This is a genomic window from Streptomyces sp. 1114.5, assembly GCF_003635085.1.
Lineage (GTDB): Bacteria > Actinomycetota > Actinomycetes > Streptomycetales > Streptomycetaceae > Kitasatospora.
In genome coordinates this window covers 5,244,174-5,269,273 of record NZ_RBXE01000001.1, presented here as the reverse complement: position 1 = coordinate 5,269,273, position 25,100 = coordinate 5,244,174, and the positions used below count along the sequence as shown (strand labels likewise).

Annotated in this window: 25 protein-coding genes; 14 read left to right on the top strand and 11 right to left on the bottom strand. The window is 73.4% G+C overall.

The genetic code is table 11. The features are described 5' to 3' along the window. The first annotated feature begins 199 nt into the window (after positions 1-199). From BX285_RS23280 to BX285_RS23250, 7 genes are all read left to right on the top strand, one after another. Entirely contained in the window at positions 200-1,573 is a 1,374-nt protein-coding gene (locus BX285_RS23280) for a sporulation protein (protein ID WP_097234481.1), read from the top strand. Between the two features lie 149 nt (positions 1,574-1,722). Beyond that, positions 1,723-2,517 carry a GntR family transcriptional regulator gene (locus BX285_RS23275; RefSeq protein ID WP_097234482.1) on the top strand — a complete coding sequence of 265 codons (795 nt, stop codon included), beginning with the start codon at positions 1,723-1,725 and terminating at the stop codon, positions 2,515-2,517. 174 nt (positions 2,518-2,691) lie between these two features. Next, a complete protein-coding gene (locus BX285_RS23270) occupies positions 2,692-3,702 on the top strand; it encodes an AraC family transcriptional regulator (protein WP_121177046.1) in 1,011 nt (336 codons plus the stop codon). Positions 3,703-4,223: 521 nt separating this feature from the next. After that, the gene (locus tag BX285_RS23265; protein WP_121177044.1) at positions 4,224-5,615 is read left to right on the top strand and encodes an MFS transporter; all 1,392 of its coding nucleotides are present in this window, start codon (positions 4,224-4,226) and stop codon (positions 5,613-5,615) included. A 287-nt stretch (positions 5,616-5,902) separates the two neighbouring features. Continuing rightward, complete coding sequence (locus BX285_RS23260) at positions 5,903-7,006, top strand: NADH:flavin oxidoreductase/NADH oxidase (protein ID WP_121177042.1); 1,104 nt, start codon at positions 5,903-5,905, stop codon at positions 7,004-7,006. Positions 7,007-7,189: 183 nt separating this feature from the next. Beyond that, positions 7,190-7,612, top strand: a complete 423-nt coding sequence (locus BX285_RS23255; RefSeq protein WP_097234485.1) for a carboxymuconolactone decarboxylase family protein — start codon at positions 7,190-7,192, stop codon at positions 7,610-7,612. A gap of 128 nt (positions 7,613-7,740) precedes the next feature. Next, entirely contained in the window at positions 7,741-8,439 is a 699-nt protein-coding gene (locus BX285_RS23250; protein WP_183107152.1) for a hypothetical protein, read from the top strand. A 73-nt stretch (positions 8,440-8,512) separates the two neighbouring features. Here the strand turns inward: BX285_RS23250 and BX285_RS23245 are convergent, their stop codons facing one another. The 5 genes from BX285_RS23245 to BX285_RS23225 all read right to left on the bottom strand — a co-directional run bounded on the left by BX285_RS23245 (position 8,513) and on the right by BX285_RS23225 (position 13,464). Further along, positions 8,513-9,556 (bottom strand): hypothetical protein, encoded by a 1,044-nt coding sequence (locus BX285_RS23245; RefSeq protein ID WP_121177037.1) that lies wholly within the window; start codon positions 9,554-9,556, stop codon positions 8,513-8,515. After that, the gene (locus BX285_RS37500) at positions 9,553-10,413 is read right to left on the bottom strand and encodes a hypothetical protein (protein WP_183107151.1); all 861 of its coding nucleotides are present in this window, start codon (positions 10,411-10,413) and stop codon (positions 9,553-9,555) included. Before BX285_RS37500 ends, BX285_RS23245 begins: the two co-directional genes overlap by 4 nt. After that, positions 10,410-11,321, bottom strand: coding sequence for a hypothetical protein (locus tag BX285_RS23235; protein ID WP_121177034.1), 912 nt, complete (start codon positions 11,319-11,321; stop codon positions 10,410-10,412). Before BX285_RS23235 ends, BX285_RS37500 begins: the two co-directional genes overlap by 4 nt. 55 nt (positions 11,322-11,376) lie before the next feature. Then, positions 11,377-12,246: a hypothetical protein gene (locus tag BX285_RS23230; RefSeq protein ID WP_097234490.1), complete on the bottom strand. Its 870-nt coding sequence runs from the start codon at positions 12,244-12,246 to the stop codon at positions 11,377-11,379. A 261-nt stretch (positions 12,247-12,507) separates the two neighbouring features. Further along, positions 12,508-13,464, bottom strand: a complete 957-nt coding sequence (locus BX285_RS23225) for a helix-turn-helix domain-containing protein (RefSeq protein ID WP_259470745.1) — start codon at positions 13,462-13,464, stop codon at positions 12,508-12,510. Positions 13,465-13,625: 161 nt separating this feature from the next. Between BX285_RS23225 and BX285_RS23220 the strand changes: the two genes are divergently transcribed. Then, positions 13,626-13,952, top strand: a complete 327-nt coding sequence (locus BX285_RS23220) for a cupin domain-containing protein (protein ID WP_097234492.1) — start codon at positions 13,626-13,628, stop codon at positions 13,950-13,952. Between the two features lie 248 nt (positions 13,953-14,200). Here the strand turns inward: BX285_RS23220 and BX285_RS23215 are convergent, their stop codons facing one another. Continuing rightward, complete coding sequence (locus tag BX285_RS23215) at positions 14,201-15,184, bottom strand: TrmB family transcriptional regulator (protein WP_097234493.1); 984 nt, start codon at positions 15,182-15,184, stop codon at positions 14,201-14,203. Positions 15,185-15,544: 360 nt separating this feature from the next. Here BX285_RS23215 and BX285_RS23210 point away from each other — a divergent pair, with 360 nt between their 5' ends. Both BX285_RS23210 and BX285_RS23205 read left to right on the top strand, forming a co-directional pair. Then, complete coding sequence (locus tag BX285_RS23210; RefSeq protein ID WP_121177029.1) at positions 15,545-16,699, top strand: alpha/beta hydrolase family protein; 1,155 nt, start codon at positions 15,545-15,547, stop codon at positions 16,697-16,699. Between the two features lie 70 nt (positions 16,700-16,769). Further along, positions 16,770-17,861 (top strand): RICIN domain-containing protein, encoded by a 1,092-nt coding sequence (locus BX285_RS23205; protein ID WP_121177026.1) that lies wholly within the window; start codon positions 16,770-16,772, stop codon positions 17,859-17,861. 63 nt (positions 17,862-17,924) lie between these two features. Here the strand turns inward: BX285_RS23205 and BX285_RS23200 are convergent, their stop codons facing one another. Both BX285_RS23200 and BX285_RS23195 read right to left on the bottom strand, forming a co-directional pair. Next, positions 17,925-18,311, bottom strand: a complete 387-nt coding sequence (locus tag BX285_RS23200) for a hypothetical protein (protein WP_220783935.1) — start codon at positions 18,309-18,311, stop codon at positions 17,925-17,927. A gap of 5 nt (positions 18,312-18,316) precedes the next feature. Further along, positions 18,317-18,838, bottom strand: coding sequence for a peptidylprolyl isomerase (locus tag BX285_RS23195; RefSeq protein ID WP_097234496.1), 522 nt, complete (start codon positions 18,836-18,838; stop codon positions 18,317-18,319). A 216-nt stretch (positions 18,839-19,054) separates the two neighbouring features. On the opposite strand from BX285_RS23195, the gene BX285_RS23190 reads away from it, so the two are divergent. From BX285_RS23190 to BX285_RS23180, 3 genes are all read left to right on the top strand, one after another. Next, on the top strand, positions 19,055-19,255 hold the full coding sequence (locus BX285_RS23190) for a hypothetical protein (protein ID WP_373560449.1): 201 nt from the start codon (positions 19,055-19,057) through the stop codon (positions 19,253-19,255). A gap of 3 nt (positions 19,256-19,258) precedes the next feature. Further along, the gene (locus tag BX285_RS23185) at positions 19,259-19,570 is read left to right on the top strand and encodes a hypothetical protein (protein ID WP_121177024.1); all 312 of its coding nucleotides are present in this window, start codon (positions 19,259-19,261) and stop codon (positions 19,568-19,570) included. 95 nt (positions 19,571-19,665) lie between these two features. Beyond that, positions 19,666-20,625 (top strand): NAD-dependent epimerase/dehydratase family protein, encoded by a 960-nt coding sequence (locus BX285_RS23180; RefSeq protein ID WP_121177021.1) that lies wholly within the window; start codon positions 19,666-19,668, stop codon positions 20,623-20,625. A gap of 16 nt (positions 20,626-20,641) precedes the next feature. Here BX285_RS23180 and BX285_RS23175 read toward each other — a convergent pair whose 3' ends face one another. The 3 genes from BX285_RS23175 to BX285_RS37495 form a co-directional block, all read right to left on the bottom strand. Further along, entirely contained in the window at positions 20,642-20,968 is a 327-nt protein-coding gene (locus BX285_RS23175; protein ID WP_097234498.1) for a DUF1330 domain-containing protein, read from the bottom strand. 726 nt (positions 20,969-21,694) lie between these two features. Continuing rightward, on the bottom strand, positions 21,695-22,270 hold the full coding sequence (locus tag BX285_RS23170; protein ID WP_147465219.1) for a hypothetical protein: 576 nt from the start codon (positions 22,268-22,270) through the stop codon (positions 21,695-21,697). Between the two features lie 20 nt (positions 22,271-22,290). Then, a complete protein-coding gene (locus BX285_RS37495; protein ID WP_183107150.1) occupies positions 22,291-22,449 on the bottom strand; it encodes a hypothetical protein in 159 nt (52 codons plus the stop codon). 793 nt (positions 22,450-23,242) lie between these two features. On the opposite strand from BX285_RS37495, the gene BX285_RS23165 reads away from it, so the two are divergent. Further along, entirely contained in the window at positions 23,243-25,051 is a 1,809-nt protein-coding gene (locus tag BX285_RS23165) for a beta-galactosidase family protein (RefSeq protein ID WP_121177865.1), read from the top strand. The last annotated feature ends 49 nt before the right edge of the window (positions 25,052-25,100 follow it).

Here is a 25,100-nt window from a genome sequence, read left to right as displayed (position 1 = left end):
AGAACCAGCAAACGCCTCCGGGCGATGCCAAAGGGAGGGCTCACGATGGGGGCTCACAATCACGAAACCCCGTTCACAGGGCCAGGGTTGGGGATACGCTCCGGGGTTGGGATACGCTCAGGGGCCCGGGAGAGCGGCCCAGGGCAATGAGATCCGCCCCGGAATCCACCGGTCAGATCGGACACCCCAAGGGGTCGCCATGGCGCCACGCCGGGAACCGAACCACCGCCTCGCCCGGCTCATCGAGGACAGCAAGGCCAGCAACGCCGCCCTCGCCCACCGCGTCAACGAACTCGCCGCCCGCGCCGGCGTCAACCGCGCGTACACGCATACCTCGATCAGGAACTGGACCGTCCGCGCCATGGTCCCGGACGCGCCCGCACCTGCGCTTCTGGCCCTCGCGCTCAGCGAACGGCTCGGCCGTACGGTGTCACTCGAAGAGATGGGCATGGCCGACACGCCCGCACCCACCCTCGAAACCGGCTTGAATTTCCACAGAGACCCCGATCAGGCCCTCAACCTCGCGGCCGAGTATTGGAGCACTGTGGACCGCCGGAGCTTCGTCAAGGCCACCCCCTTCGCCCTCACCGCCTACGGCCCCGCAGCCATGCGCTGGATGGCCGTACCCGCCGACCCGCCCCGCGCCCGCGTCGCCGGCGCCCGCGTCGGCCACGCCGACATCCTCGAACTGCACACGGCCGCCGACGAGGCCCGCCGCTGGGACTCCAAGTACGGCGGCGGCAACTGGCGCGCCTCCATGGTCACCGACTGCCTCACCCGGCGCGCCGCCCCCCTGCTGCGCGGCACCTTCACCGACAGGATCGGTGCCCGGCTCTTCGCCGCCACCGCCGAACTCGCCCGCGTCGCCGCCTGGCACGACGTCGACATGGGCAACCACGCCAGCGCCCAGGCCCACTTCGTCCAGGCCCTGCGCCTCGCCCGGGCCTCCGGCGACCGGGCCGTCGGTTCGTACGTGCTCGCCACCATGGCCCTGCACGTCTACCTGTGCGGTTTCCCGCACGAGGCCGTCGACATGGCCGAAGGCGCCTATGAGTGCGCCAAGGATCACGCCCCTGTCCGCGTGCTTGCCTTCGCCAAGCTCGCCCAGGCCCGCGCCCACGGCCTCGTCGGCGACGCCCGCGCTGCGGCCGCCGCGCTCAGCCGGTGCGAGCACCTGGTCGATGCCGCCGACACCGACCCGCGCGACCCCGCCTGGCTGGCCTACCTGACCCGCGCCCGTGTCGCCGCCGACGCCACCGAAATCTACCGCGACCTCAATCTCCCGGCCGAGGCACTGCACTGGAACCAGCAGGCCACGGCCATGCCCGCCGCAGACTTCAGCCGCGCCGTCGGCATCCGCCAGACCGTCCTCGCCACCGCACACCTCCAGCAGCGCAACCTCGAACCCGGCCTCGAAGCCGGCGAGCGCGCACTCACCATCCTCAGCACCGTCCGCTCCACCCGAAGCCTCGGCTACCTGCGTACCCTCACCACCGCGCTCGGCCCTTGGCACACCGAACCCGACGTCGCCGACTTCCTCCACCGCGCCGACCGCGTCCTCGACGCCAGCTGACAACCGCCCCGCTTCACCCGGCGTGTGCGGGCTGCCGCTCGTCTTCGTACCGGCGAACTGCACCAGTTCGCGGCTGAAGCCCTGTCAATAAGGCTAGGACTAATGAGTAGATCGGCCTGACGCCGAATCACCGACCGGAAGAGAGCTCCGTGGAGAAGCCGCCCGCCCACTACCGCCAGCTTGCCGACGACCTGCGCACCGGCATCGTCAACGGCCTGTACCCGCCCGGCACGGTGCTGCCCAGGATCGCCGACCTCGCCGAGGAGTACGGCATCTCCAAGCAGACCGCCCGCGAGGCGATCGCCGTCCTCGAAGCCGAGGGCCTGGTCGAGGTCGTCCGCCGGCGCGGCACCGTCGTCCGGAGCCTTCCGCAGCGCCGGCGGCTCTCCCGCGTCCGGCAGGTGCTCCGGGACGAACGCGGCTACTACTTCGATCCCGCCGCCCAGCCCTGGGTCGCCCTGTGCCGGCCCACCATCGCCTGGGCGCCGCCGCCGCGCGATCTCTGCGCCGTGCTCGACCTCGCGCCCGATGCGGAGGTCCTGGTCCGGGACCGGCTCATGGGCTCCCCGGACGACCGCCGGCCCACCCAGCTCGCGACCAGCTACCTGCCCGCCGCCGTCGCGCGCGGCACCCGGCTCGCCCAGGCGGACACCGGCCCCGGCGGCATCTACGACGTCCTGGAACGCGAGCTCGGATACGGGCCGCTGGCCTGGCACGAGACCATCACCTCCCGCATGCCGACCCCGGAGGAGAGCGCCGCCCTCCACGTCCCCAAGGGCACGCCGCTGCTGCGGATCATCCGCATCACGACGGGCCCGGACGGCAGCGTCGTCGAGGTCAACGACACCCGCATGCGGGCCGACGAGTTCGAGATCGGCTACCCGATCACCCGTCACCCCACGGCGCAATGGGCCGGAGACCGCCCGGCCGATCCGACGGTGTAGCACGGCGGCGCCCGACGGGGCCCCACCGGCCCCGGTCCCCCGTTGATCGTTTTCGGCGCCTGTCCTGGGCGCGCTGGCCGAACTCCTCCTTGGCGTGGACACGGCCGGGCTCGAAGATGTCGGTGGGGAGGCCTCGCCGGCCCGGCGGGGGATCGTGATTCAAGGGGGGCGGAGATGCGCACGGGTGCGGAGGGCACGCTGGGGGACGGCGTCATGACGGCGCGGGATCGGTTCGAGCTCTGGCGGGACGTGATCAGAAGGACCCGGGAGTGCGAGGCGACCACCGCGCACGTCGACACCTTCACGGCGCAGGTGCGGTCGTCGGAGCTGGGGCAGGTGACCCTGCTGGGGACGTCGTTCCCGTCCGCGCGGTTCCTGCGGACCGAGCGCATGGTGCGCCGCTCGCACGGTCCTGAGCTGTACAACCTGACGTTCCTGACGGCGGGTGGCCACACGCTGCGGTGCGGCGCGGACCAGGCGGAGAAGTTCGAACCGGGAGACCTGTTGCTCCTCGGCCCTTCGGACCCGTACGACGGGCGGTACTTCGGTGGCGGCCCCGGCAAGCCCCTGGTCGAGGGCGTGGGCGCCGACTTCCCGGTGTCGCTGCTGCCGATCCCTCCGCGGCTGCTGCGCGGCCTGCTCGGCCGCAGGCTGTCCGGGCGGGAGGGGTCGGGTGCGCTGCTCGCGCAGTTCCTGCTCGGCCTGGACCGGCAGGCCGACGTCCTGCAGCCGGCCGAGGCGGCCCGCCTGGGCACCGTCCTGGTCGACCTGACGGCGGCCTGGCTCGCCCGGGAACTCGACGCCGCCTCCCAGCTCCCGCCCGACGCCCGGCACCGGGCCCTGGTCGAGAACATCCGGGCCTTCATCCGGCACAACCTCCACGACCCCGCCCTGACCCCGGCCACGATCGCCGCCGCCCACCACATCTCCGTCAGCCACCTGCACCGCCTGTTCACCCAGCACTCCCAGGGCGAGACCGTCGCCGCCTGGATCCGCAGCCAACGACTGCGCAAGGCCCACCGCGACCTGACCGACCCCGCGCTGCAGGACCTGCCCGTCCACGTCATCGCCGCCCGCTGCGGCATGTTCCGCGCCTCCGAGTTCAGCCGCGCCTTCAAAACCGCCTACGGCCTCTCCCCCCGGGAACACCGCCACCGGGCCCGGCACGAGCCCGGCGGCCAGTAAGCCGCGCAACGCACGGACCAGCGCGACCGGGTGGGCGCGACGGTCAGCCGGTGGTGGCGGCAGTGACGGCCTTGACGCCGCCGGCGCCGTGCAGTCGCAGGACCTGCTCGGCGCGCGTGACCTGACCTCGGTGTGAGCGCAACGGCGCGGGCCCGCGCCGTTGCGCTCCCGTGGACGCCCGTCACACCGACGGCGCCGGCAGGGGGCCTGGGGGTCTCACCGTGAGAAGGGTCACGCGGCGGGCGCCGGCGGGCCTGCGAACGGCGGTGGGGCCCGCGGGGACTGGGAAGGGCGTGGTTCGGCACGGGCGAAGGCCCTGTCCGGTTCGGGACTTTGGGCATGAATCCGGTCGACCTTCGGCCCGGTGGTGACCGGTGCGGGCCCGGGCAACCGTGGACGGTCGCCCGGTGTGATCGGGCGGTGGCGCCGTCCGAGGTGGGCGGCGTCGACCCTGCCGTCTACCCGGCGCACGGTGCGCGTGAAAAGCGCGGCCCCGTACGCTCCGGAGGACCCCCAGACCCATGTCCCGAACGATCGACAACGCCCCGTATACCGCCTTCCACCGCAGGCTGGCCCTCGCCTGCTCGGGAGGGCCACTGCTGGACGGCTACATCCTCAGCATCGTCGGCGTCGCCCTGATCGGCATGCGCCCCGATCTCGGCCTGTCCACCGCCGAGGTCAGCCTGATCGGCGCCGCCGCGCTGGTCGGCATGTTCGTCGGCGGCGCCCTGTTCGGCGTGCTGACCGACCGGATCGGCCGGGAGGTGATGTACACCGCCGACCTGCTCGTCATGGTCGCCTGCTCGGTGCTCTCCTTCTGGGTGGACGCGGTGTGGGCGATCACCCTGCTGCGCTTCGTCCTCGGCATGGCCGTGGCCGCCGACTACCCCATCGCGACCTCGCTGCTCGCCGAGTGGCTGCCCGCCAAGCACCGCGGCCGCCTGCTCGGCCAGCAGATCGTCGCCTGGTACGCCGGCTCGGTGCTCGCCTACGTGGTGGGCTACCTGTTCCTGGAGCTGGCAGGTCCCGGCAGCTGGCGGTGGATGCTGGCGAGCTCGACGGTGCTGTGCGCGGTCTTCCTGGTGATCCGGCGCGGCTCGCCGGAATCGCCGCGCTGGCTCGCCGCCAACGGGCGCGTCGGGGACGCGGTGCGCGTGGTCGAGAAGCACCTCGGGGTCCGGGTCGACGGCCGCGAACTGATGCCCGACCCCGCCGAGGCCGCACGACCCGGCGGGCTGCGCCTGCTGATGACCCCGCCCTACCGGCGCCGCACCCTGTTCTGCGGCCTGTTCTTCCTCTGCCAGGTCGGCCCGCTGTTCGCGATGCTCACCTTCGGCCCGCAGATCCTCTCCTCCTTCGGCATGCCCGGCGGCACCGTGATGGAGACCCTGGGCACCGGGCTGATCAGCCTGGTCTTCCTGCTCGGCTGCTACCCGGCGCTGCGCCTGATCGACAGCCGCGGCCGGCGCCCCGTCATCATCTGGTCCTTCGCGCTGATGACCGTGCCGCTGGCCCTGCTGGGCGTGTGGCCCACCGCCCCGGCCGCGATCGCCCTGCTGGCGCTGTGCGCGTACGCCTTCCTGTGCGGCGGGCCCAACGTGCTCGACTGGACGTATCCGAACGAGCTGTTCCCGACCGAGATCCGGGCGACCGCCGTGGGCGTGGCCACCTCGGTGAGCCGGATCGGCGCGGCGGTGGGCACCTACCTGCTGCCGCTGTCCCTGACAGGACTGGGCACCGGCCCGACGATGCTGATCGCCGCGGGCACCACGGCACTGGGCCTACTGGTGTGCGTGCTGTGGGCGGAGGAGACCCGCGGTACGGCGCTCGGCGCCTCGCCGGCTACCGCGCCCGCTCGTGCGGGCACGGCGCCGGGCGTCCCGGCGCAGCGGGTGCCGCAGCCGGTGCGCTGACGGCCGGTGCACTGACGGCGAATGCGCTGACGGCGAATGCGCTGACGGCGGGTGCGCTGACGGCGGATGTGCTGACGGCCGTCGTTTGACGCAGTGGCGGCGCCGCCCGGGAGTCCCGGGTGGCGCCGTCGTCGGTTCACCGGCCGTGGAGCGCCGCGCGCCCCGGTGCGGCACCCCCTTGCAAGTGTCCGGCGTGTGCAACTATCTTGATGGGCATAAGTTGCAGCTGCAATCAGTTGCGGGTGTATCCCCCGCGCCGGCGCCGGGGCAGCCACGAAGGAGATCCGATGAGCACCACTCTCTTCAGCCCGTACACCCTGCGGGAGCTGACCGTCCCCAACCGGATCTGGATGGCGGCGATGTGCCAGTACAGCGCCGCGCCCGACGGGGCGGCGGCCGGCGTGCCGACGGACTGGCACTTCACCCACCTGGCGGCGCGGGCCGCCGGCGGCACCGGGCTGATCATCACGGAGGCCACCGCCGTCAGCCCCGAGGGGCGCATCAGCCCGTACGACCTCGGGATCTGGAACGACGAGCAGGCCGCGGCGTTCCGCCGGATCACCGCCTTCCTGAAGTCGCAGGGCACCGTCGCCGCCATCCAGCTCGCCCACGCCGGGCGCAAGGCCTCCACCGAGCGGACCTGGGTGGAGCGCGGGCGCCCGCTGGCCGTGGACGAGGAGCACGGCTGGCAGCCGGTCGGCCCCGGCGCCGAGCCCTTCTCCCCCGCCCACAGCGCCCCGCAGGAACTGACCGAGGAGCAGATCGGCGAGATCGTCGGCGAGTTCGCCGACGCCGCCCGGCGCGCGCTGGAGGCCGGCTTCCAGGTCGCCGAGGTCCACGGCGCCCACGGCTACCTGATCCACCAGTTCCTCTCCCCGCACACCAACCGCCGCACCGACGGCTACGGCGGCTCCTTCGAGAACCGCATCCGCTTCGCGCTGGAGGTCGTCGACGCGGTGCGTGCGGTGTGGCCCGAGGACCTGCCCGTCTTCTTCCGCGTCTCCGCCACCGACTGGCTCACCGAGAACCCCGAGGACGGCCGCGAGGGCTGGACCTCGCAGGACACCGTGCGCCTCGCCAAGGAACTCCAGGCCCACGGCGTGGACCTGCTCGACGTCTCCACCGGCGGCATCGTCCCCGACGCCCGGATCGAGGCCGCGCCCGGCTTCCAGGTGCCCTTCGCCGAGGCCGTGCGCACCGAGGCCGGCCTGCCCGTGGCCGCCGTCGGCCTGATCACCGAGCCCGCCCAGGCCCAGGCCATCGTCGCCGGCGGCCGCGCCGACGCCGTCCTGCTCGGCCGCGAGCTGCTGCGCGACCCGTACTGGGCCCGCCGCGCCGCCGCCGCGCTCGACGGGGAGGTCCCCACCCCCGTCCAGTACCACCGCGCCTGACCCGCCGGCACCCCGGCCTTGTGGCACCCGTGCCCCCGCAACGCCGTACCCGGGCGGCGCGGGTGTCGGGCTTGAGTTGGAGCGCACTCCAAGTCCTACGGTTTTGCCGTGAGTCCCCGCCGGCCCGGCGGGGCTGAACGGGACGTGGCCGCCGGCAGGTGCGGCCGGGAGAGAGGGACCGCCATGAGCACGGCCGCGAACGACGCACAGGCCCGCCGGGAGCGCTTCGAGCACGGGCTGGAGGTGCTGGAGCGCATCGACGGCGAGGCCGGGGTCCGGGTGGTGGAATCGCTGGGCGACATCAGCCCCGAGCTCGGGCACCAGATCGTCGCCTGGGGCTTCGGGGAGATCTACAGCCGCCCGCAACTCGCGCCGCGCGACCGCCAGTTGGTCACCCTGGGGATGCTCACCGCGCTCGGCGGCTGCGAGCCCCAGCTGGAGGTCCACGTCAACGCCTCCCTGAACGTGGGGCTCACGCCCGAGGAGATCGTCGAGGCCCTGCTGCACTCCGCCGGCTACTGCGGGTTCCCCAAGGCGCTGAACGCGACCTTCGTCGCCAAGAAGGTGTTCGCCGAACGCGGCCTGCTGCCGGTCACGGGCGCCTGACGTCAACGGGATCTGCGGGGCGGGATCTGCGGGCGGGATCTGCGGGGCGGGATCTGCGGACGGAGGCTGCGGCGCCGGGGGTGGCCGGGAACCTTCCGGGGCGGGTGGGCGTCCGGGGAGGCGTACCCGTGTCCGGATCACCCGAGGAGCCCGTCGTGTCCGACTACCTGCCGCCGTCGCCTGCCGAGTCCTGGCTGCTGGGCGGGGTGACGGCCGTGCTGCAGGAGGGCATCGGGCAACAGCTCGGGTACTGGGTGGGGCCCGGCGGTGTGCTGAGCCATGACGACGGGAGCGGCAACGGCTGGCAGTTGGCCTGGCTGCCGGGCGGGCGGGCGGTGATCAGCGGGTTCGACGTGGACTACAGCACCGAGCGGGAGGTGGCGCAGCTGCTGGCGGGCGCGCCGCCGTGGGTGCCCGCGCCGGCGGAGCGGGCCGGGTTCTGCTTCTGGTGGGAGTCGGACGGCGGGGGCTGGCGGTGCGCGGCCGGTGCTTCGGATCCCGGGATGCGGCTGACCGGTTCGGTGGAGCACGTCGAGGAGCGTCTGGCCGACCGGGTCTGGGAGCGGATTCCGGAGCCGGACGAGGACGAGGACGAGTCGGAGGAGGAGGAGCTGGACGAGTGGGCGTACGTCGAGGGGTTCCACCGGCGGCTGGAGGAGTTGCTGGCCGCCGCCCGCGAGCAGCGGCTGACCGACGGTGAACTGGTGCCGGTCCTGGCCTTTCTGGCCGATCCGCAGGAGCAGCGGACGGCCGGCGCCCTGGCCCTCGCCGCTCAGGCCGGCTTCACCGCGGGAAGCCGCCTGCCGTGGGAGGCGGCCACGGCCTGACGACGCGGGTGCGCGGCCTGCGGTGCGCAGGAAGTCGGCGGGGCCGACTTCCTGCGCGCGGGCGGGTGCGGGGTCAGACGGTCGGGCGGGCGGGCGGTCCGGCCAGGAGGTCGGACTGGAGGGTGGCGACCTGGCGGAAGGGCGGGGTGGGGACGCCGTCGGGGTTGGTCATGGTGATGACGGCGAGAATGTCGGCGGCGCAGAGGTAGGCGACGCGGGCGGTGGGGTTGCCCTTGGGGCCGTTCGCCGTGGACTCCAGCGCGGTCAGGTCGACGCCGTCGACGGTGTCCCAGTCCTTGTGGGCGGTGGTCCTGGTGTCCGGGGCGGCCTTGGTGCGGCCCTTGGAGCGCAGGGAGGAGAAGGCGTCCCAGGACTCGGCCGCGGAGCCGAAGCGCAGCAGCCGGATCTGGGTGCGGGTGCCGTCGGAGGCCGTCCACTCCCGGACGGTGGCCGCGCGGCAGGCGTCTTCCAGGAGGAGTTCGCGCAGCTTGGCCGGGTCCTGCTGCTCGGCGAGGATCGCGTCGCAGGGCACCCAGTCGGCGAGGGCCGGGGCGGGCGCCGCGCCGGGATGGGGGGCTGCGGACGCCGCCGGGGAGGTGGCCGGGGATCCGGTCGGGGAGGCCGTCGGGGAGCCGGAGGCGGTGGCCTTCGGGGTGGGGGCCGGGAAGGACGGCGCGGTCATGGTGCCGCCGGCCTCCTTGGGGGCGGGCAGCAGCAGGTAGCGCAGGTCCGCGTAGTGGAGGGCCTTGCCCTTGCCGTCCGGGGCGGCCTTGCCGGAGGGCAGCGGGGGCAGCGTCAGCGGTGGGAAGGTGTAGCGGCCGTCGCCCGCGGTGGCCAGGCCCGGGATGTCGGTGCGCTCGGGGGCGGTGACGGCCAGGGCGGTGCCGGTGCCGGCCAGGGCGAACACCAGGGCGGCGCAGCTCCAGCGCACGGCGGCCTTGCGGCGCCGGGCCCGGCGGGCCTGCTGCTGCGCGAGTTCCTCGGGGGTGGGGGCGAAATCGGTGAACTCCACTGCCCCGATGGCCGGTTCGGGCGCCGGCGGGGTGGCCGGAGCCGTGGGCGGCTGGGGCGGGAGCGGGTCCGAGGCGGGCGGCGGCGGGGTGGCGTGGTCGGTCATGCGGACGCTCCCGGGCGGGCGAGGCGGTCGAGCTGCAGGGTGAAGAGGGCGACGATCTTGTCCTTGGGCAGCGGTGCCACGCCCTCGGCGTTCATGATGACCAGGAGGTCGCCCTCGGCGGCCGAGCACTCCAGGTAGTCGATCGGCGCGGACGGCGGCGCCGGCATCAGGTAGCAGTGCGCCTCGGGGTGGCCCGGGATGCTCGGGCCGATCCGGAAGAGGCCGGTGTCGCCGGTGAAGACCGCGGTGTACTCGTTGATCCGCTGCACTTCCTGCTGGTTGAACTGGCGCAGCTTCAGGCCGATCACCAGGTCGTCCCCGGTGGAGAGGTAGGTGCGCACGCCGGTGGCCTTGACGTGCAGGCCCTCCCAGTACGAGCGGAGCTTGTCGCGCTTGTCCTTGGGGATCTGCTGGAGTTCGGCGTCCAGCTCGGCGGACAGCTGCTCGCCGTTGAGCTCGGTGTCGTTGCCGTAGACACCGTCGTCCGGACCGGGCCGGTAGCCGGCCGGGACGGGCAGCAGCAGGTCGCGCAGCGAACCGAAGTGGCTGCCGTTGGACTTGGCGCCGTACGGGGTGGCGCTCGCGGTCGGGGTGGGCGCGGTGGAGGGGGCGGCGGCGGTGGCCGGGGCCGGGTCGTCGTACTGGGTCTTGATGATGCCGATGCCGATGGCCACGCCGACCAGCGCGGCCGCGGCCGTGGCGGCGCCCGCGCGCAGCAGGCGGCGGGAGCCGGGGGTGGCGGGGTCGGCGGGGTCGGGCGTGCCGGGCCCGGTGGCGGCGGGCTGCTCGGGGGCGGGCATCGACTCGGGCTCGGCGGCGGGCGCGGCCGGGGTCGCGGTCACGGTGTCGTCGTTCATACCAGGCGCTCCCATTGCCGCTTGGCGAGGTCCTTGAGGGTGGCGGAGTCCACCGGCTTGGGGCCGAAGACCTCGACGGTCATCTGCAGCGAGCCGCGCTTGGCAACGGCCTGGCCGTAGTAGTACTGATCGGTGCTCTCGGCCCAGTAGCGGGGCGAACTCTCCACCTTGTAGCCGCCGTTGGCGCCGTCGCCGGCGAAGGGCTCCCAGGTGTTGGACTTCGCCTGGTCGGAGTGGTCCGGCGCGAACTGCATCAGCGAGACGCGGTAGCGGACGTCGTCCTTCTTCCAGTCCACCTCGGCCGCGCGCCGGAAGCCGCGCGAGGTGAGGTCCTTGAACCGGAAGGCCGCGTCGCCGGCGCGCTCGGAGATCTCGCCGACCGAGATCCAGCTGGGCTTGTCCGGGTAGTCGGACCAGGGGGTGCTGCCCTCAGGGGCGGTGATCAGCAGCTTGGTCAGGTCGCCGTCGATGGCGAGCGGAGCGGGCTGCTCGGCGGCGTGCGCGGCCGGGTCGACCGCCTCCACCGGGTAGGACGGGCGGGCCACCTGCAGCGGCGGCAGCGGCGTGGGCGGGCGCTGGGCCTGCACGGCGTAGCCGACACCGGCGCCGGCCACGGTGCCCAGCACCAGGGCGTACGCGGCCAGCCGCACCGGGCGGGGGCGGCGCGGGGCGCGGGGTTCGCGGTCGGGGCCGGACTCCGGCAGGTCGCCCGGCCCGACGGGGCCGCCCGGTTCGACGGGGCTGCCCGGTTCGACGGGCTCGACGGGCGGCAGGGAGTCGGACGGAACAGCGGTGGGCGGAAGAGCGGCGGGCGGAACAGCGGTGGGCGGAAGAGCGGTGGGCGGTGCCGGGGGCTGTGGCGCAACGGCGGGCGCGGCGGGTACCGGCTCCGCGGGTTCGGTGGTCACGGAAGTGGCTCCAGAGGAGGAAGAGAAGGGTGGCGTCGGAGGACGGGCGCGGGGCTCAGCCGCCCGAGGCGAGCCAGTCGCGCTGGCGCTTCATCAGCTCGCTCAGCAGCGCCTTGTCCGGTGTCCCCTTCACGTCGACGTCGATCGTGTACTGGACGTCGCCCTGGCTGGCGATGCCGGTCATCGAGCCGGTGTACGCCTGCTGCTTGGGCTTCTTCAGGTAGCCGTGGGCGTCGGGGACGCCGTCGACGTCGATCGGGTCCAGCGACTTGATCTTGTAGCCCTTGACGAATTCGCTCGCCATCGCGGCGGAGCCGAAGTGCAGCAGGGTGACGGTCACCTCGGCCTTGCCGTCGGCGGTCCGGTACATCCGGCTGGCGCCCTCCCTGTAGCCGTAGGAGGCGAGGATGTCCTTGATGCCGTCCTGCTTGCCGAACAGGGCGGCGACGTCCTCGTCGCTCATCGTCATCCCGTCCGCGGGGCCGTAGGACTCGCCGCCGGCGGGGATCGGGAGCAGGAAGAAGCGCAGGTCGCCCTCGTGCTTGGCGCCGTTGACCGTGCCCTTGACGGTGCTGGCCGGCGCGGGCTCGGCCGGGACGGCGCTCGGCACCGGGACGGGCTCGGCGCTCGGCGACGCGCTCGCGGTGGCGCCGGTGCTCGCGCTCGCCGTCGGGGCGGCGGCGGGCGCGGGCGCTGCGGCCGGGCGGGCGGCGGGCTTGCCGACGGCGACGGTGACCGCGGCGCTGGCCGCCGTGACGGCGAGCAGGCCGGCGGTGGCCAGCGCGACGCCGACGGCGCGCGGCAGGCGGCGCGGGGCCGGCGGCTGCGGCTGGGGTTCGGCCTGCGGCTGGGGTTCGGCAGGTGCCTGTGGTTCGGCGGCGGCGCTCTCGTTCTCGGATTCGGGCTCGGGATCGGGCTCGGACAAGGGATTCCCCCCAGGGATAAGAATGCGGAATTCGCACGCGCGGGGCCCCTCGTGGGAACCACTCCCCCCGGCGGGTTCTCCGGACCGTCCGTCACGCGTGTCAGCAGGCATTATGAGAGCCCGCTGAGACCACTGCCAACCAAATCAATCACCACACTCTCGCCCAATGGTCGATGAATCGGACACGTCGTGATCCAACCGCAATCGGGCACGCCGAAAGGCCGTGGTCGCACCCGGGGCGGTCGGGAATCGGCTTTCGCGTCAATTCGCTTCGGCGGCGGTGGTGTTGCCGAAGGTGCGGCGGTAGGCGCCCGGGGTGGTGCCGAGGGCCGTGTGGAAGCGGCGGCGCAGGTTGACGGCGGAGGCCAGGCCGACGCGGGCGGCGACGGCCTCCACCGGCAGGGCGGTGCGCTCCAGCAGCACCCGGGCGGCGTCGATCCGGCGGGCCAGCAGCCACTGGCCGGGGCTGGTGCCGAGCTGCTCGGCGAAGCGGCGGGCCAGGGTGCGGCCGGACACCCCGGCGCGGGCGGCCAGGCCGTCCAGGGTCAGCCGCTCCCCCAGCCGCTCCTCGGCCCACTCCAGCAGCGGCGCCAGCGACTCGTCCGCCCGGGCCGCCGGCTGCGGGGCGTCGGCGTACTGCAGCTGGCTGCCTTCGCGGTGCGGGGGCAGCACCATGTGCCGGGCGACCCGGGCGGCGTAGGCGGCGCCGTGGTCGCGGCGCAGCAGGTGCAGGCACAGGTCGATGCCCGCGCCGGAGCCGGCGCTGGTGGCGACGTCGCCGTGGTCGACGTACAGGACGTTCCGGTCCACTCTCAACGCGGGGTATTCGGCGGCGAGTTGGGCGGTGCGGCCCCAGTGGGTGGTGGCGCTGCGGCCGTCGAGGAGTCCGGCCTGGGCGAGGACGAAGGCGCCGGTGCAGATGGAGACGATCCGGGCTCCGCGGGCGTGGGCGGTGCGCAGCGCGGCCAGGACGTCGCCCGGCACCGGGGAGCCGGGCGGCTGCCAGCCGGGGATGACGACGGTGTCGGCGTACTCCAGCGTTTGCAGGCCGTCCTCGACGAGCAGCGGGGCGCCGAGGGTGGTGGGCACCGGGCCGGGGGCCCGGGTGCAGAGAGCGAAGTCGTAGTGGGTGGGGAGCCCGGCCCGTTCGGTGCCGAAGACCTCGGCGGCGCAGGCGAGTTCGAAGGGGGACTGGGGTGCGCCGAGCAGGGCCACCACCCGGTGGCGGCGCCCGACGGGGGAGCTCTCGCGGGCTTCGGGGGCTTCGGGGGCTTCGGGGGCGGGGGGATCCGGGGCTGCGACGCTCATGGCAGGAATGTACCCGAGGATGTCTTTCCGGACTCTGGGGCGGCGGGTGCGGGGCGGCGACAGTGGGGGGCATGAACGGAAATGACGCAGGACTCAAGACGTCGGTGCTGGTGGACGAGGTGGAGGCGGTCGAGGTCGCGCCGGGGATCGTGCGGCGCCGGCTGACGGCCACCGGGTACGCGCGCGGCTGGCTGATCGACTTCGCGCCGGGCAGCCGGTGGCCGGAGGTGGACGTGCACGCCACCGAGGAGCGGTACTTCGTGCTGAGCGGCGAGGTGATCGAGGGCGAGGAGCGTCACCCGGCGGGCAGCTACGTCACCTTCGCGCCGGGCAGCCGGCACCGGCCGCGCACCGAGAGCGGGGCGCGGATGCTCGGGATCACGGTGGTGAACGCCTGATCCGGAAGGGCTCTTCGGCGGAAGGAAGCCCGCAAGGGCGGTCTGCCGTACCCGGAGTCCACGGACGTGCAGAAGCAGGTCATCACGGCGGCGAAGGGGACCGCCGAGCGGGCGTGGCGGCCTCGGTGTGGCGATCCCGCGCCGGGCACGGCCCGTTGAACGGGGAACCCGCCTCGGCGACCAGCGGTTCACGGGCGTCCGTGCCGCAGGCGCGGGAGGAATCCCCGTCCTCCAGGACGGGGAGGATGTCAGAGCCAGCCCTTGCGGGCTGCCTGGACGCCGGCCTGGAAGCGGGTGGTGGCGCCCAGGTGGGCGAGGAGGACGGAGACGCGGCGCACCACGGTGCGCCGGCCCAGGCCCAGGCGGCGGGCGATGGCGTCGTCGGTGGCGCCGGAGGCCATCAGGGTGAGGATGCGGCGGTCGCGGTCGTCGATGCGCAGGTCGACGCCGGCGACGCTGGCCGGGACCGCCAGGCGCCACAGGGTCTCGAAGACGGCGGTCAGGGCGTGCAGCAGGCTGGAGGGGCGCACCAGCAGGGAGACCACGCCGGGGCGGTCGTCGGCGGGCAGGGTGACGATGGCGAGGTCGTCGTCGCCGATGGCGAGTTTGAGCGGCGGCTCGTCCAGGGTGCGGGCCTGCTCCCCCGCCTCGACCATGCGGGCCATGTTGGGCCCGGCCACCGGGTCCTCGAAGGCGCAGCCCTGGTAGATCGCGCGGTAGACGACGCCTGCGGCCATCCGGCGGCGCTGCAGCACCTCCTGGTCGGCGTAGTGGGCGGGGCTGCCGGAGTACGGCGGCACGTCGATGACGCGCACCTGGTGACGGGCGGCCAGTTGCAGGCGGCGGCTGGCCGCGAGCACCTCGGCCGGGTCCTCGACCACGTCCAGGGCGCCGTAGCTGCCGGTGTCGCGGCGGGCGAAGCGGTAGAGGCGTTCCAGTTCGGCGCCGGCCCGGCGGGCGGTGGCCTGGCGCAGCGCGTCGCGCTGCAGGACCGTCTCGACGACCCGTCCGGGCGGCAGTGCCTCCCAGACGTGGTGGCGGTCGTCGGTGCTGCCGGCGGTGTCGACGGCGACCGCGATGCCTTCCTCCGCGAGGTCGCGCAGGACGGCCAGCACGGTGTCCTCGTCCAGGCCGGCGCTGTGTGCCAGGTCCGCGGCGAGGGCGCGTGGCCGTGCGACCAGGCAGCGGTAGACGCGGCCGCGTTCGGAGTCCGGATCCAGTACGTCGTGCATGGCGCCCCCCAAGTCGTCCCGCCCCCGGCCCCCGTCGGCCGTCCGCCGGTGCGCCCGGGCGTACCGGGTGGCCCGGGCGCGCCGGGTGGCGGCTGCGGGGAACCTACCCGGGCGGGTGGCGCACATGCGCCAGTGGCCCAGGTGCGTCGCCGGGCGCACTGGCGCGGGGGCGGGGCACGTGGCGAGAGTTGTCGATGTTCAGACAGGCGATGCGGGACGGTCCGTCAGGGCCGCCTGCGTCAGGGCCGTCCGTGCCAGGACCGCCTGCCGTCCGGACCGCCTGCCATCCGGACCGCCCGTCAGGACACCACGTCGGGACAACCCGTCGCGACCGACCCGTCGAAGGCCGAGGACGACCCCATGACCCCAGCCCGGCTCCTGCCCGCCCGGCCGCGGCGCGCCGCCCGTACGGCCGTCGCCGCCCTGGCCGCCGGCCTGCTCCTGCTCGCCGTGCCCGCGACCGGCGCCGCCGCCACGCCCTCCTCCGTGCCCGCGGCTGCCACTGCCGCCGGGGCCGAGCCCGCCGAGCCCGCCGGGCCGCCGCCGCTGACGGACGGTTTCGGGCTGACCCAGGTCGGCACCGCCACCGGCAGCGCCACCAACTTCGTCATCACCGTCACCACCCCCCAGGTCGCCGGCCGGCACACCATCCGGATCCTGCTGCCCGCCGACTACGCGCAGCACCCGCAGCGGCGCTACCCCGTGCTGTACTTCCTGCACGGCGCCTCGGACAACCCGAGCGATGCGGCGCTGGCCTACCCCGCGCTGACCGCCGCCCAGTCGATGATCACGGTCATCCCGGACGGCGGCCTGCGCGGCTGGTACACCGACTGGCTCGACCAGGGCAGCGCCGCCGGCGCGCAGAACTGGGAGACCTTCCACCTGGGCCAGGTCCTCCCGTTCGTCGAGGCGAACCTGCGCACCCGCACCGACCGCGCCCACCGGGCCGTCGGCGGCCTGTCCATGGGCGGCTTCGGCGCCCTGCACTACGCCCAGGACCGCCCCGAGCTGTTCGGCCAGGTCCTCAGCATGTCCGGCGCCAACGACCTGTCCACCGACGAGATGATCATGCGCGGCGCCGTCGTCGCGACCCTGACCAACGTCGGCACCGTGCTGTGCGGCCCCAGCGACGGCCACCCCTGCGGCTACGACTTCGGGCCCACCGTCTCCAGCGACGCCGTCTTCGGCACCCCGTACCCCGTGTTCAACGCCGACTGGCGCTGGAACGCCGCCGACCCGGCCTCCCGGCTGGGCCTGCTCGCCCACACCGGCATCGCCCTCTACACCGGCAACGGCAACGGCAACCCCGCCGACATGGAGTTCTGGGTCGAGGGCACCGCCAAGCGCGTCAAGGACCGCCTGGACGCCCTGCACCTGCCCTACCACTACGTCGACTACGGCGACGGCACCGGCTGGGGCGCCGACTGCCACGGCGGCCACACCGCAGGCTGCTGGGCCCAGGACCTCGTGGACTACGTGCCGCGCCTGGAGGCGGCCTTCGCCGCCGCGCCCTGAGGCCCGGGCCGCTCCGCTTCGCCATTCCCCGTTCCCCGTTCCCCGTTCCTCCGACGAAAGGACATCCCTCGTGCCCGCCACCGCCACCCCCGGCCGCACGGCGCCCTGGCTGCGCCTGCTCGCGGCCTTCCTGGTGACCTGTTGTGCCGCCCTGGGCCTGGCCGCCGCGCCCGCGCCCGCGCACGCCGCCGCGGCCGCCGCGTGTGCCACGCCGCAGCAGTGCCTGACCATCAAGTCGCTCAGCAACGGGCGCCAGCTCGACGTCCAGAACGGCAACACCGGCGACGGGGTCTACGTCGTCACCAACTCCGCGCCCGGCTACCACCAGTCCTGGCGGCTGAACGTCGACACCTCGGACTACACCTTCACCATCGTCAACAACGACACCGGCAAGTGCATCGACCTGGCGTCCTGGTTCACCCCGGGCCTGCGCCAGCAGACCTGCGCCGGGCAGGCCAGCCAGCGCTGGTTCCTGCAGCCCGCCCCCGGCGGCGGCGACGCGTTCATGATCCGCCACGCCGGCGACAACACCTGCCTGGACCTGCTGCTCGGCGCGCAGTACGACGACGCCTGGACCGACCAGTACACCTGCAACGGCACCGCCAACCAGCAGTGGGCCACCGGCTTCCCGGCAGCCGCCCGCGGCCTGGCACTCGACCACGCCGCCAAGCAGTGTCAGAAGGACCCCGGCTCCTGCTCCTGGGCCGTGAAGAGCGAGGCCCCGGCCGCACCACTGCCCCGGGTCTGCGTCTCCTCGGTCTGGTTCAACAACACCAGCAGCGCCGCCCAGCAGAACTTCGCGGTCACCACCATGAGCGGCTGGTCCAGCACCCTCGGCGGCCAGATCGGGACGAACATCGGCGGCGCGGCGCCCGGGGACGTCTTCAAGGCGGAGGTCTCCACCCAGGTCAACTACAGCAACGTCTGGCAGGGCTCGACCACCGTCAACAACAGCGTCACCGTCAACGTCCCGCCGCAGGAGTACGGCTGGGTCACCCTGGCCGAGCTCGCCCGCAAGGTCACCGGCACCTGGACCTTCGACGCCCGCGGCATCCCGTGGACCGCCGACGACACCATCACCATCCCGCTCACCTCCGACCCGAGCGGCGGCGCGACCCTCTACATCGCCAACACCAGCCCGACGTTCACCACCTGCGCCTGACGCATCGTCAGTTCACCGGCCGCCGCCCCTCGTTCCACCGGGGCGGCGGCCGTCCGCGTCCCCTCAGGCGGGCTGCCGCTCCCGGGCCAGGGCCTCGCGCGCGGCCAGGCGTCCGGCCACCCGGAAGGAGTGCTCGCGCGAGTCCACCTCGTGCACGAGCGTGAAATGCACCACCACCGCCAGCGCCACCGCCCGTCCCGGCGCCCGCTCGGCCAGCTCCTCGCGCACCCCCTCGGCCAGCGCCGCGTGGAACAGCGCCAGGTAGTGCGGATCGCAGTCGCCGCGCACCGTGGCGTCCGGCGCCACCTCCAGGCGCACGCCCGGCGCCCCGGGCTCGAAGTCCACGGTGACGATCGCCACGTCACAGGGGCAGCCGCTCTGGCGCACGTGGCGGGCCTGCACCGCGCGGATCGGGTGCGCCGGGAAGCTCTGCTCCGTGCCGGGGGTCATCGCGGTCAGGACCAGGTGATCTCGACGGAGGTGACCACCACGTCCTGCACCGGGCGCTCGCCCTCGGTGGGGGCGGCGGCGATCGCGTCCACCACGGCCTTGGAGGCGGCGTCGGCGACCTGGCCGAAGATGGTGTGCTTGCGGTTGAGGTGGGCCGGGGTGCCGACCGTGACGAAGAACTGCGAACCGTTGGTCCCCGGGCCGGAGTTGGCCATCGCCAGCAGGTACGGCCGGGTGAAGAACAGCTCCGGGTGGAACTCGTCGGCGAAGGCGTAGCCCGGGCCGCCGGTGCCGGTGCCGGTCGGGTCGCCGCCCTGGATCATGAAGCCGGCGACCACCCGGTGGAACAGCGTGCCGTCGTAGTACGGGCCGCTGCCCGGCTCCCCGGTGCGCGGATCGGTGTACTCGCGGGTGCCCTCGGCGAGTTCGACGAAGTTGCGGACCGTCTTCGGCGCGTGGAACGGGAACAGCTCCAGGCGGATCGGGCCCGCGGTGGTGTGCAGGGTGGCGAACCGGGCAGTGGCCACGGGGGACTCCTCGGGTACGGTCGGTGCGGTCGGTACGGTCGGTGCGGTCGGTACGGCTGGTGCGTGACCAGGTGATCGGCAACGGCATCCTGGCACAGCCGGTGAGTACGCGGCCGAACCGGGTGGAAGGATCCGCACGTCGGACCGTACGGGAACGTACGGAGGGCTTGCCGAGGCGCGCGAAGGGCCCGTGCAGGGCTCGCGGAGGAAGGGCAGGTGGCCGTGGTGGTCGGTGCGGTGCTGGTCGGGGTGCTGGTGCTGGTCCTCGCCGGGTGCGGGTGCGTGGTGTGGGCCGACCGGGGCGGGCCGCCCTGGGCGCGCGTGGTCGCGGACCTGACGATCCGTGCCGGGGAGGCGCTGCGCGGGTACCAGCGCAACCGGCGCCGCCACCGCGGTTCGGGCGGCGGGGGGAACTGAGGCGTGTCGCAGCACGAGCGGGATCGGGAGCGGGACCGGGAACGGGAGCAGGAACGGGAACGGGAGCAGGGACGGCTGCGGGCCGTCTTCGAGGCGGTGCTGGCCTCCGCCCTGGCCGGGCGCGGGGTGCCCACCTGCGTGGGCCTGGACATGGAGACCGAGGACGCGCTGTGGGCGATCGAGGTGGCCCGTCCCGACGTGTCGCCCGAGCTGGTCGCGGCGGCGCGGCGGGCCTTCGCCGGGCAGCTGGACGGCAGCAACTCGGCCCGGGAGCGGGAGCGGATCGCCCGCCGGTTCGCCGCGCCCGAGGGCTGACGGGCCGTCCCCGGCCCGTCCTCGCGCCACCGGGTTCGTGCCGGGTCCCACGCCCCGCTGACGGGGGCTCGGAGGCAGGCCCTAAGGTGTGGCGGATGAGCTTTCACCTGGTCGTCGGACACGGGCCCGCCGGGGCCGCCACCGCCCGCCTGCTGGCCGAACAGGGCCACGAGGTCCGGGTCGTCACCCGCTCCGGGCCGGGCGGCGGTGCGGTCCCGGCCGTCGAGGGTGTCGAGCACCTGGCCCTGGACGCGGGCGACCCGGCGGCGCTGGCCCGGGCCGCGCGCGGGGCCGTCGCCCTCCACGGCTGCGCCGCGCCGCCGCTGCCGCAGTGGGCGGCGCGCTGGCCGGCGCTGGTCTCCTCGCTGTGCGCGGCGGCCGAGGACAGCGGCGCGGTGCTGGTCATGCTCGGCAACCTGTACGGCTACGGGCCGCAGGCCGGCCCCGCCCGCCCGCTGACCGAGGACCTGGCGCCGGCCGCCGCCGGCCCCAAGGGGCGGGTGCGGGCGGCGGGTTGGGAGCAGGCGCGGGCGCTGCACGAGGCCGGGCGGATCCGGGCGGTGGAGGTGCGCGCCTCGGACTTCTTCGGCCCGGGCGTCACCGACGGGGGCCACCTGGCGGCGCGGGTGATGCCGAACGTGTTCAAGGGCCGCCCCGTCGCGGTGCTCGGCGATCCGGACGCCCCGCACAGCTGGACCTACCTGCCGGACGTGGCACGGGCGTTGGCCGAGGTCGCGGTCGAGGAGCGGGCCTGGGGCCGGGCCTGGCACGTGCCCACCGTGCCGGCCGCTTCCGTGCGCGCCATGGTCGGCCTGCTGGCCGCGGAGGCCGGCACCGGCCCGGTCGCGGTGCGCCGCCTGTCCCCCGTCCTGCTGGGCGCGGCGGGGCTGTTCTCCCCGCTGCTGCGCGAACTGCGGGAGGTGCGCTACCAGTTCGACCGGCCGTTCACCGTGGACTGCTCCGCCTACGAGGCGGCGTTCACGGTGCGGGCCACCCCGCTGCAGGAGCAGGTCGCGGCGACGGTCGCCTGGTGGCGCGAGCGCCTGCAGCCCTGAGCCCATGGCCCCCTGCTCAGTGCTTGAGCGAGTCCGCGCCCCGGTAGCCGGCCGGCACGCCCTCGATGAGGACGATGTCGGCCGCCATGTGCCGGGTGCGCAGCGGCAGGATCTCCCGGTAGGCGGGCGAGTCCCACCAGGCGCGGGCCCGCCCGTAGTCGGGGAACTCGATGACGATCGTGCCGCCGGTGCCCCATGTCCCCTCGACGCTCTCGTACCGGCCGCCGTGGACGATGAACCGCCCGCCGAAGGGGTCGAGGGTGGCGTCGATGCGCTCCAGGTACTCGACGATGTCGGGCCCGAAGTCGACCGAGTGGACCTGGGCGATCGCGTAGGCGCTCATGTGCTGCTCCTGGGTTCGTGGGTGCGGTGTTCGCTGTCTTCGACGGTAGGGGCCGGGGGTGGCGGGCGAATCCGTCACGTATCGGCAGGCCCTGCGTAGCGTCGTGCCTACCGTCCAGCGGAACGTCGGCACCATCCTCGGCGAGGCCGGCGTCCGCTCCCGCCGCGCACTGGTCACCTGGTGGTCGACCACCTGACCTTCAGAACGACTGTATGGGGCCACCTTTCCATGGGTGAATCCCCGCGGCGATCAAGCGCTTCTCCTCCCGCCAATTGAGGAACCTTGGCTCACGCGCCCCCCAGAGCGAGACCTCACCTATCGGGCACTCATCGAAGTCTTGCCGGAAGATACCGACCAGAAAGTCGACCATCCCGCATCCATAAATTCCCCAGCGAGCCTTCCCGCGATTGAACACGGCAACCGGCCACGAATCTGCAGGGGAGTCCGAGACCACCCAACACAAGAGGTCCGAACTGGGGTCGGCACCGGCACGGAGAGCTCGCCGTTGATCCGCCCGCCTCCATAGCCATCCACGAACTCCCGGTAGTCAGATGGGAACGCGAACCCGACCTCCCCGATGGACCGCTCCCACGGCGTTACGGCCGGCCGTTCGGTCGGTTCACCGAGGATCCGTGACAGGCGTGCGAGTTCCATGCCCACACCATATCCAGTGGTCCGAGGTGGTCAGTTTTCCGACGTACTGCCAACCTTGCGAGATGACCGCGCCTACGGCGCGTGGAGCTCAGGAACCCAGACGGGTGCAGAAGAATTCTGGAACGCCAGATCGCCCAGCTCGCCATCCTCGCCAGCAATTACCAAAAGAAGGAATTCCGCCATGCCCATGTCGTGCCGACTCCAGGCATCCGGAAAGCGCCCTCTGCGCCAGACTACGACAGGCCAGCGGTCCGGATCCTCCGCCTCCGTCAACCAGAAGCAGAAGTCGCCATTATAGTTTCCCGCCCACGCCAACAAGCCGCCGGCTTCAGGATAGATCCGGTACGGGCAGAGATCGGATGACTCTTCTCGCATAGCCCTGAACTGCGGACCGATATCCTCCGCGGTTCGCCGGACCATGGCGGCCATCCCGCCGTTCGCGGTCACCCCACCGGGACGCGGCAGCGGGTCGAGAACACCGAGGTCGCCTCGAACCTCCCCGGACCCGAAAGTCTCGATGAACTCCCGGTAGTCTGCGGGGAACCGAATTCCGACCAGCCCCAGGGAATCATCCCACGGCATCTCAGGAATTCCTTGCGGAACCACCCAGCCAGACAGTCGCACGAGCTCTCTCACCGCGTCACGCATGGGAATACCACCCGACAACCTCAGTAAGCCGCTTCAAGGTTGTGTCCACCCTTCTCGTTGTAGATCTCCCTCTCTGAATAATCGATGAGATCCCCCTTGGGATTCCAGACGTGAATCTCAAATCGATACCTGAAGGGAATCATGCTGCCCTGGTACAGGTAGTCCGGCACCACTGACATCTGCACAATATTATTGGCCAGCTGCTATTCACCATCGTCTGGACATCCGTCATCTTCCCGACATTTACAGGGGTGGTCCAGCACGGCGACAGGTTCGCCTGAACCCCTCTGCCGCCCAGGGCATCCGGAATCAGGTGACAGCTGTTGACCAGAAACTTCGTGTCCACCCCCGGAAAGAGCCGCTTGGCCCTCAGCTTGGCCTCGTCCATCCCAGGACTGTTGGGGTCGGCTCGGGTACCGTCCGCGGTCGCTCCGTACATGCACGCGGTAGCACCAAGGGCTTGTCCTCCTCTCCTGACCGGAGAGTAATAGGTCCACCCACCGGACGCACCGTTGTCGTCGGCATCGATCGGACGCCGGTTCAGGCAAGTGGGGCCGCCCTTCTCCTCCGGCCTGGTGTCCGGTGCGGTGCTCTGGTCCGGTTGGGGGCCGGGGGCCGGGGGCCGCGACGACGGTCGGGGTGACGTTGGGCTGGACCGTCAGCATGGCGGAGAGGTCGGCGGAGCTGTAGGAGGCCGCGATGACGGTGGGGGCCTGGTGGGGGTCCGGCGGGGTCCAGTCGAGCTGGTGCGCGGGGCGCTGGACGGCTGCCGCGGTCTTGTCGAACAGGGGCTTGGGGGGCTCGGGATGGAAGACGGCGGGGCGTACGGGTGAGGTGGGGCGGCGGCAGGTGGTGCACTTGCCCCCCGGCGACTGGGAGCTGCCGCGTCCGGCGGGCTTCCATTCCTGCTCGACCGGCTGGCCGCTAGGCTCGCCGGTGCCGGGGTCTCCTGTGGGAAGGGCGGGTGTGCGCATGCTCGGGTACGACGCGGACGGGTTCGTCCGGGGCGGGGTGCCGCACCGGGTGGTGGCCGGGGCGGTGCACTACTTCCGTGTCCACCCCGGGCTGTGGGAGGACCGGCTGCGCCGGGTGCGGGCGCTGGGGGTGAACACGGTGGACACCTATGTGCCGTGGAACTTCCACGAACTGCCGGGCGGGCGGGTCGACTTCACCGGGTGGCGGGATGTGGGGCGGTTCGTGCGGCTGGCCGGGGAGCTGGGCATGGACGTGATCCTGCGCCCCGGGCCGTACATCTGCGCGGAGTGGGAGTTCGGCGGGCTGCCGGCCCGGCTGCTGGCGGTGGACGGGCTGCGGCTGCGCTGCGCGGATCCGGCGTTCCTGGCCGAGGTGGACGGCTGGTTCGATGCGCTGGCGCCCGAACTGCTGCCGCTGCTGGCCAGCCGGGGCGGGCCGGTGGTGGCCGTGCAGGTGGAGAACGAGTACGGCAGTTACGGCGACGACACCTCCTACCTGCGCCACCTGCGCGACGGATGGGTGCGCCGCGGCGTGGACTGCCTGCTGTTCACCACCGACGGCGCCCACGACACCATGCAGCAGGGCGGCGCCCTGCCCGGCCACCTGGCCACCGCGACCTTCGGCTCACGCGCCCCCGAACGCCTGGCGGTGCTGCGCCGCCACCAGCCCCACGGGCCGCTGACCGCCATGGAGTTCTGGATCGGCTGGTTCGACCAGTGGGGCCTGCCCCACCACGTGCGCGACGCCCAGGAGAGCGCCGCCGCCCTGGACGAACTGCTCGCCACCGGCGCCTCCGTCAGCCTCTACATGGCGCACGGCGGCACCAACTTCGGCCTGTGGGCCGGCGCCAACCACAGCGGCGCCCACCCGCAGGACGCCGGCTACGAGCCGACCGTCACCAGCTACGACTACGACGCGCCGATCGGCGAGGCGGGCGAGCTGACCGAGAAGTTCCACGCGCTGCGCGAGGTCATCGGCCGCTACCTGCCGCCGGCGGACCCGGACCTGCCCGGCGCCGAACCGCCCGCTCCGCTGCCGCGGGTGGCGCCGCAGCGCCTGGAACGCGCCGACGGGCGGGCGGCGCTGCTGGCGAACCTGGACCCGCTGTCGCAGCCGGTGGAGCACGCCGCGCCGCTGCCCATGGAACGCCTCGGCCAGGACCGCGGCCTGATCCACTACCGCACCCGCGTGCCCGGGCCGCGCCCCGAACTTCCTTTGCGCATCGACGGGTTGGCTGACCGGGCGCAGGTGTTCGCCGACGGGCGAGCGCTGGGCGTGCTGGAACGCAACTCCCCCGGCGCGAGCCTGCCGCTGGCCACCGACGCCGGCGGGGTCACCCTGGACATCCTGGTCGAGGCCCTGGGCCGGGTGAACTACGGCCCGCAGATGGACGACCGCAAGGGCATCACCCGCGGCGTCTGGCACGGCGGCCAGCAACTGTTCGGCTGGCGGATCCGCCCGCTGCCGCTGACCGACCTGTCCGCACTGCGCTTCACCCACAGTGACGCGCAGACACGCGACGGGGAACCGGCGTTCCACCGCTTCACCGCCCGGCTCCCCTCCCCCGCCGACGCGTTCGTCGCCCTGCCCGGCTGGGGCCGCGGGCTGCTGTGGCTCAACGGCTTCCTGCTCGGCCGCTACTGCGCCGCCGGCCCCCAGCGCACCCTCTACGCCCCCGCACCCCTGTGGCGGGCGGGCGGCAACGAACTGGTCGTCCTCGAACTCGAACGGCACGGCCGGGCAGTGGAGTTGCGCGACCAGCCCGACCTCGGGCCGACCACGGCCGCGCCCAGCGCGCAGTACTGACCGCCGGGCGCGGCCGCTCAGTCCCACCCGTGGCGTTCGCGAGGGCGGC

Excerpts from the sequence above, each read along its gene's own strand:
- BX285_RS23280 (WP_097234481.1), top strand. The coding sequence starts at position 200 with ATGGCGCCACGCCGGGAACCGAACCACCGCCTCGCCCGGCTCATCGAG.
- BX285_RS23270 (WP_121177046.1), top strand. The coding sequence starts at position 2,692 with ATGCGCACGGGTGCGGAGGGCACGCTGGGGGACGGCGTCATGACGGCG.
- BX285_RS23265 (WP_121177044.1), top strand. The coding sequence starts at position 4,224 with ATGTCCCGAACGATCGACAACGCCCCGTATACCGCCTTCCACCGCAGG.
- BX285_RS23260 (WP_121177042.1), top strand. The coding sequence starts at position 5,903 with ATGAGCACCACTCTCTTCAGCCCGTACACCCTGCGGGAGCTGACCGTC.
- BX285_RS23255 (WP_097234485.1), top strand. The coding sequence starts at position 7,190 with ATGAGCACGGCCGCGAACGACGCACAGGCCCGCCGGGAGCGCTTCGAG.
- BX285_RS23245 (WP_121177037.1), bottom strand. The coding sequence starts at position 9,556 with ATGACCGACCACGCCACCCCGCCGCCGCCCGCCTCGGACCCGCTCCCG.
- BX285_RS37500 (WP_183107151.1), bottom strand. The coding sequence starts at position 10,413 with ATGAACGACGACACCGTGACCGCGACCCCGGCCGCGCCCGCCGCCGAG.
- BX285_RS23220 (WP_097234492.1), top strand. The coding sequence starts at position 13,626 with ATGAACGGAAATGACGCAGGACTCAAGACGTCGGTGCTGGTGGACGAG.
- BX285_RS23215 (WP_097234493.1), bottom strand. The coding sequence starts at position 15,184 with ATGCACGACGTACTGGATCCGGACTCCGAACGCGGCCGCGTCTACCGC.
- BX285_RS23210 (WP_121177029.1), top strand. The coding sequence starts at position 15,545 with ATGACCCCAGCCCGGCTCCTGCCCGCCCGGCCGCGGCGCGCCGCCCGT.
- BX285_RS23200 (WP_220783935.1), bottom strand. The coding sequence starts at position 18,311 with ATGACCCCCGGCACGGAGCAGAGCTTCCCGGCGCACCCGATCCGCGCG.
- BX285_RS23180 (WP_121177021.1), top strand. The coding sequence starts at position 19,666 with ATGAGCTTTCACCTGGTCGTCGGACACGGGCCCGCCGGGGCCGCCACC.
- BX285_RS23175 (WP_097234498.1), bottom strand. The coding sequence starts at position 20,968 with ATGAGCGCCTACGCGATCGCCCAGGTCCACTCGGTCGACTTCGGGCCC.
- BX285_RS23170 (WP_147465219.1), bottom strand. The coding sequence starts at position 22,270 with ATGCGTGACGCGGTGAGAGAGCTCGTGCGACTGTCTGGCTGGGTGGTT.
- BX285_RS37495 (WP_183107150.1), bottom strand. The coding sequence starts at position 22,449 with ATGTCAGTGGTGCCGGACTACCTGTACCAGGGCAGCATGATTCCCTTC.
- BX285_RS23165 (WP_121177865.1), top strand. The coding sequence starts at position 23,243 with ATGCTCGGGTACGACGCGGACGGGTTCGTCCGGGGCGGGGTGCCGCAC.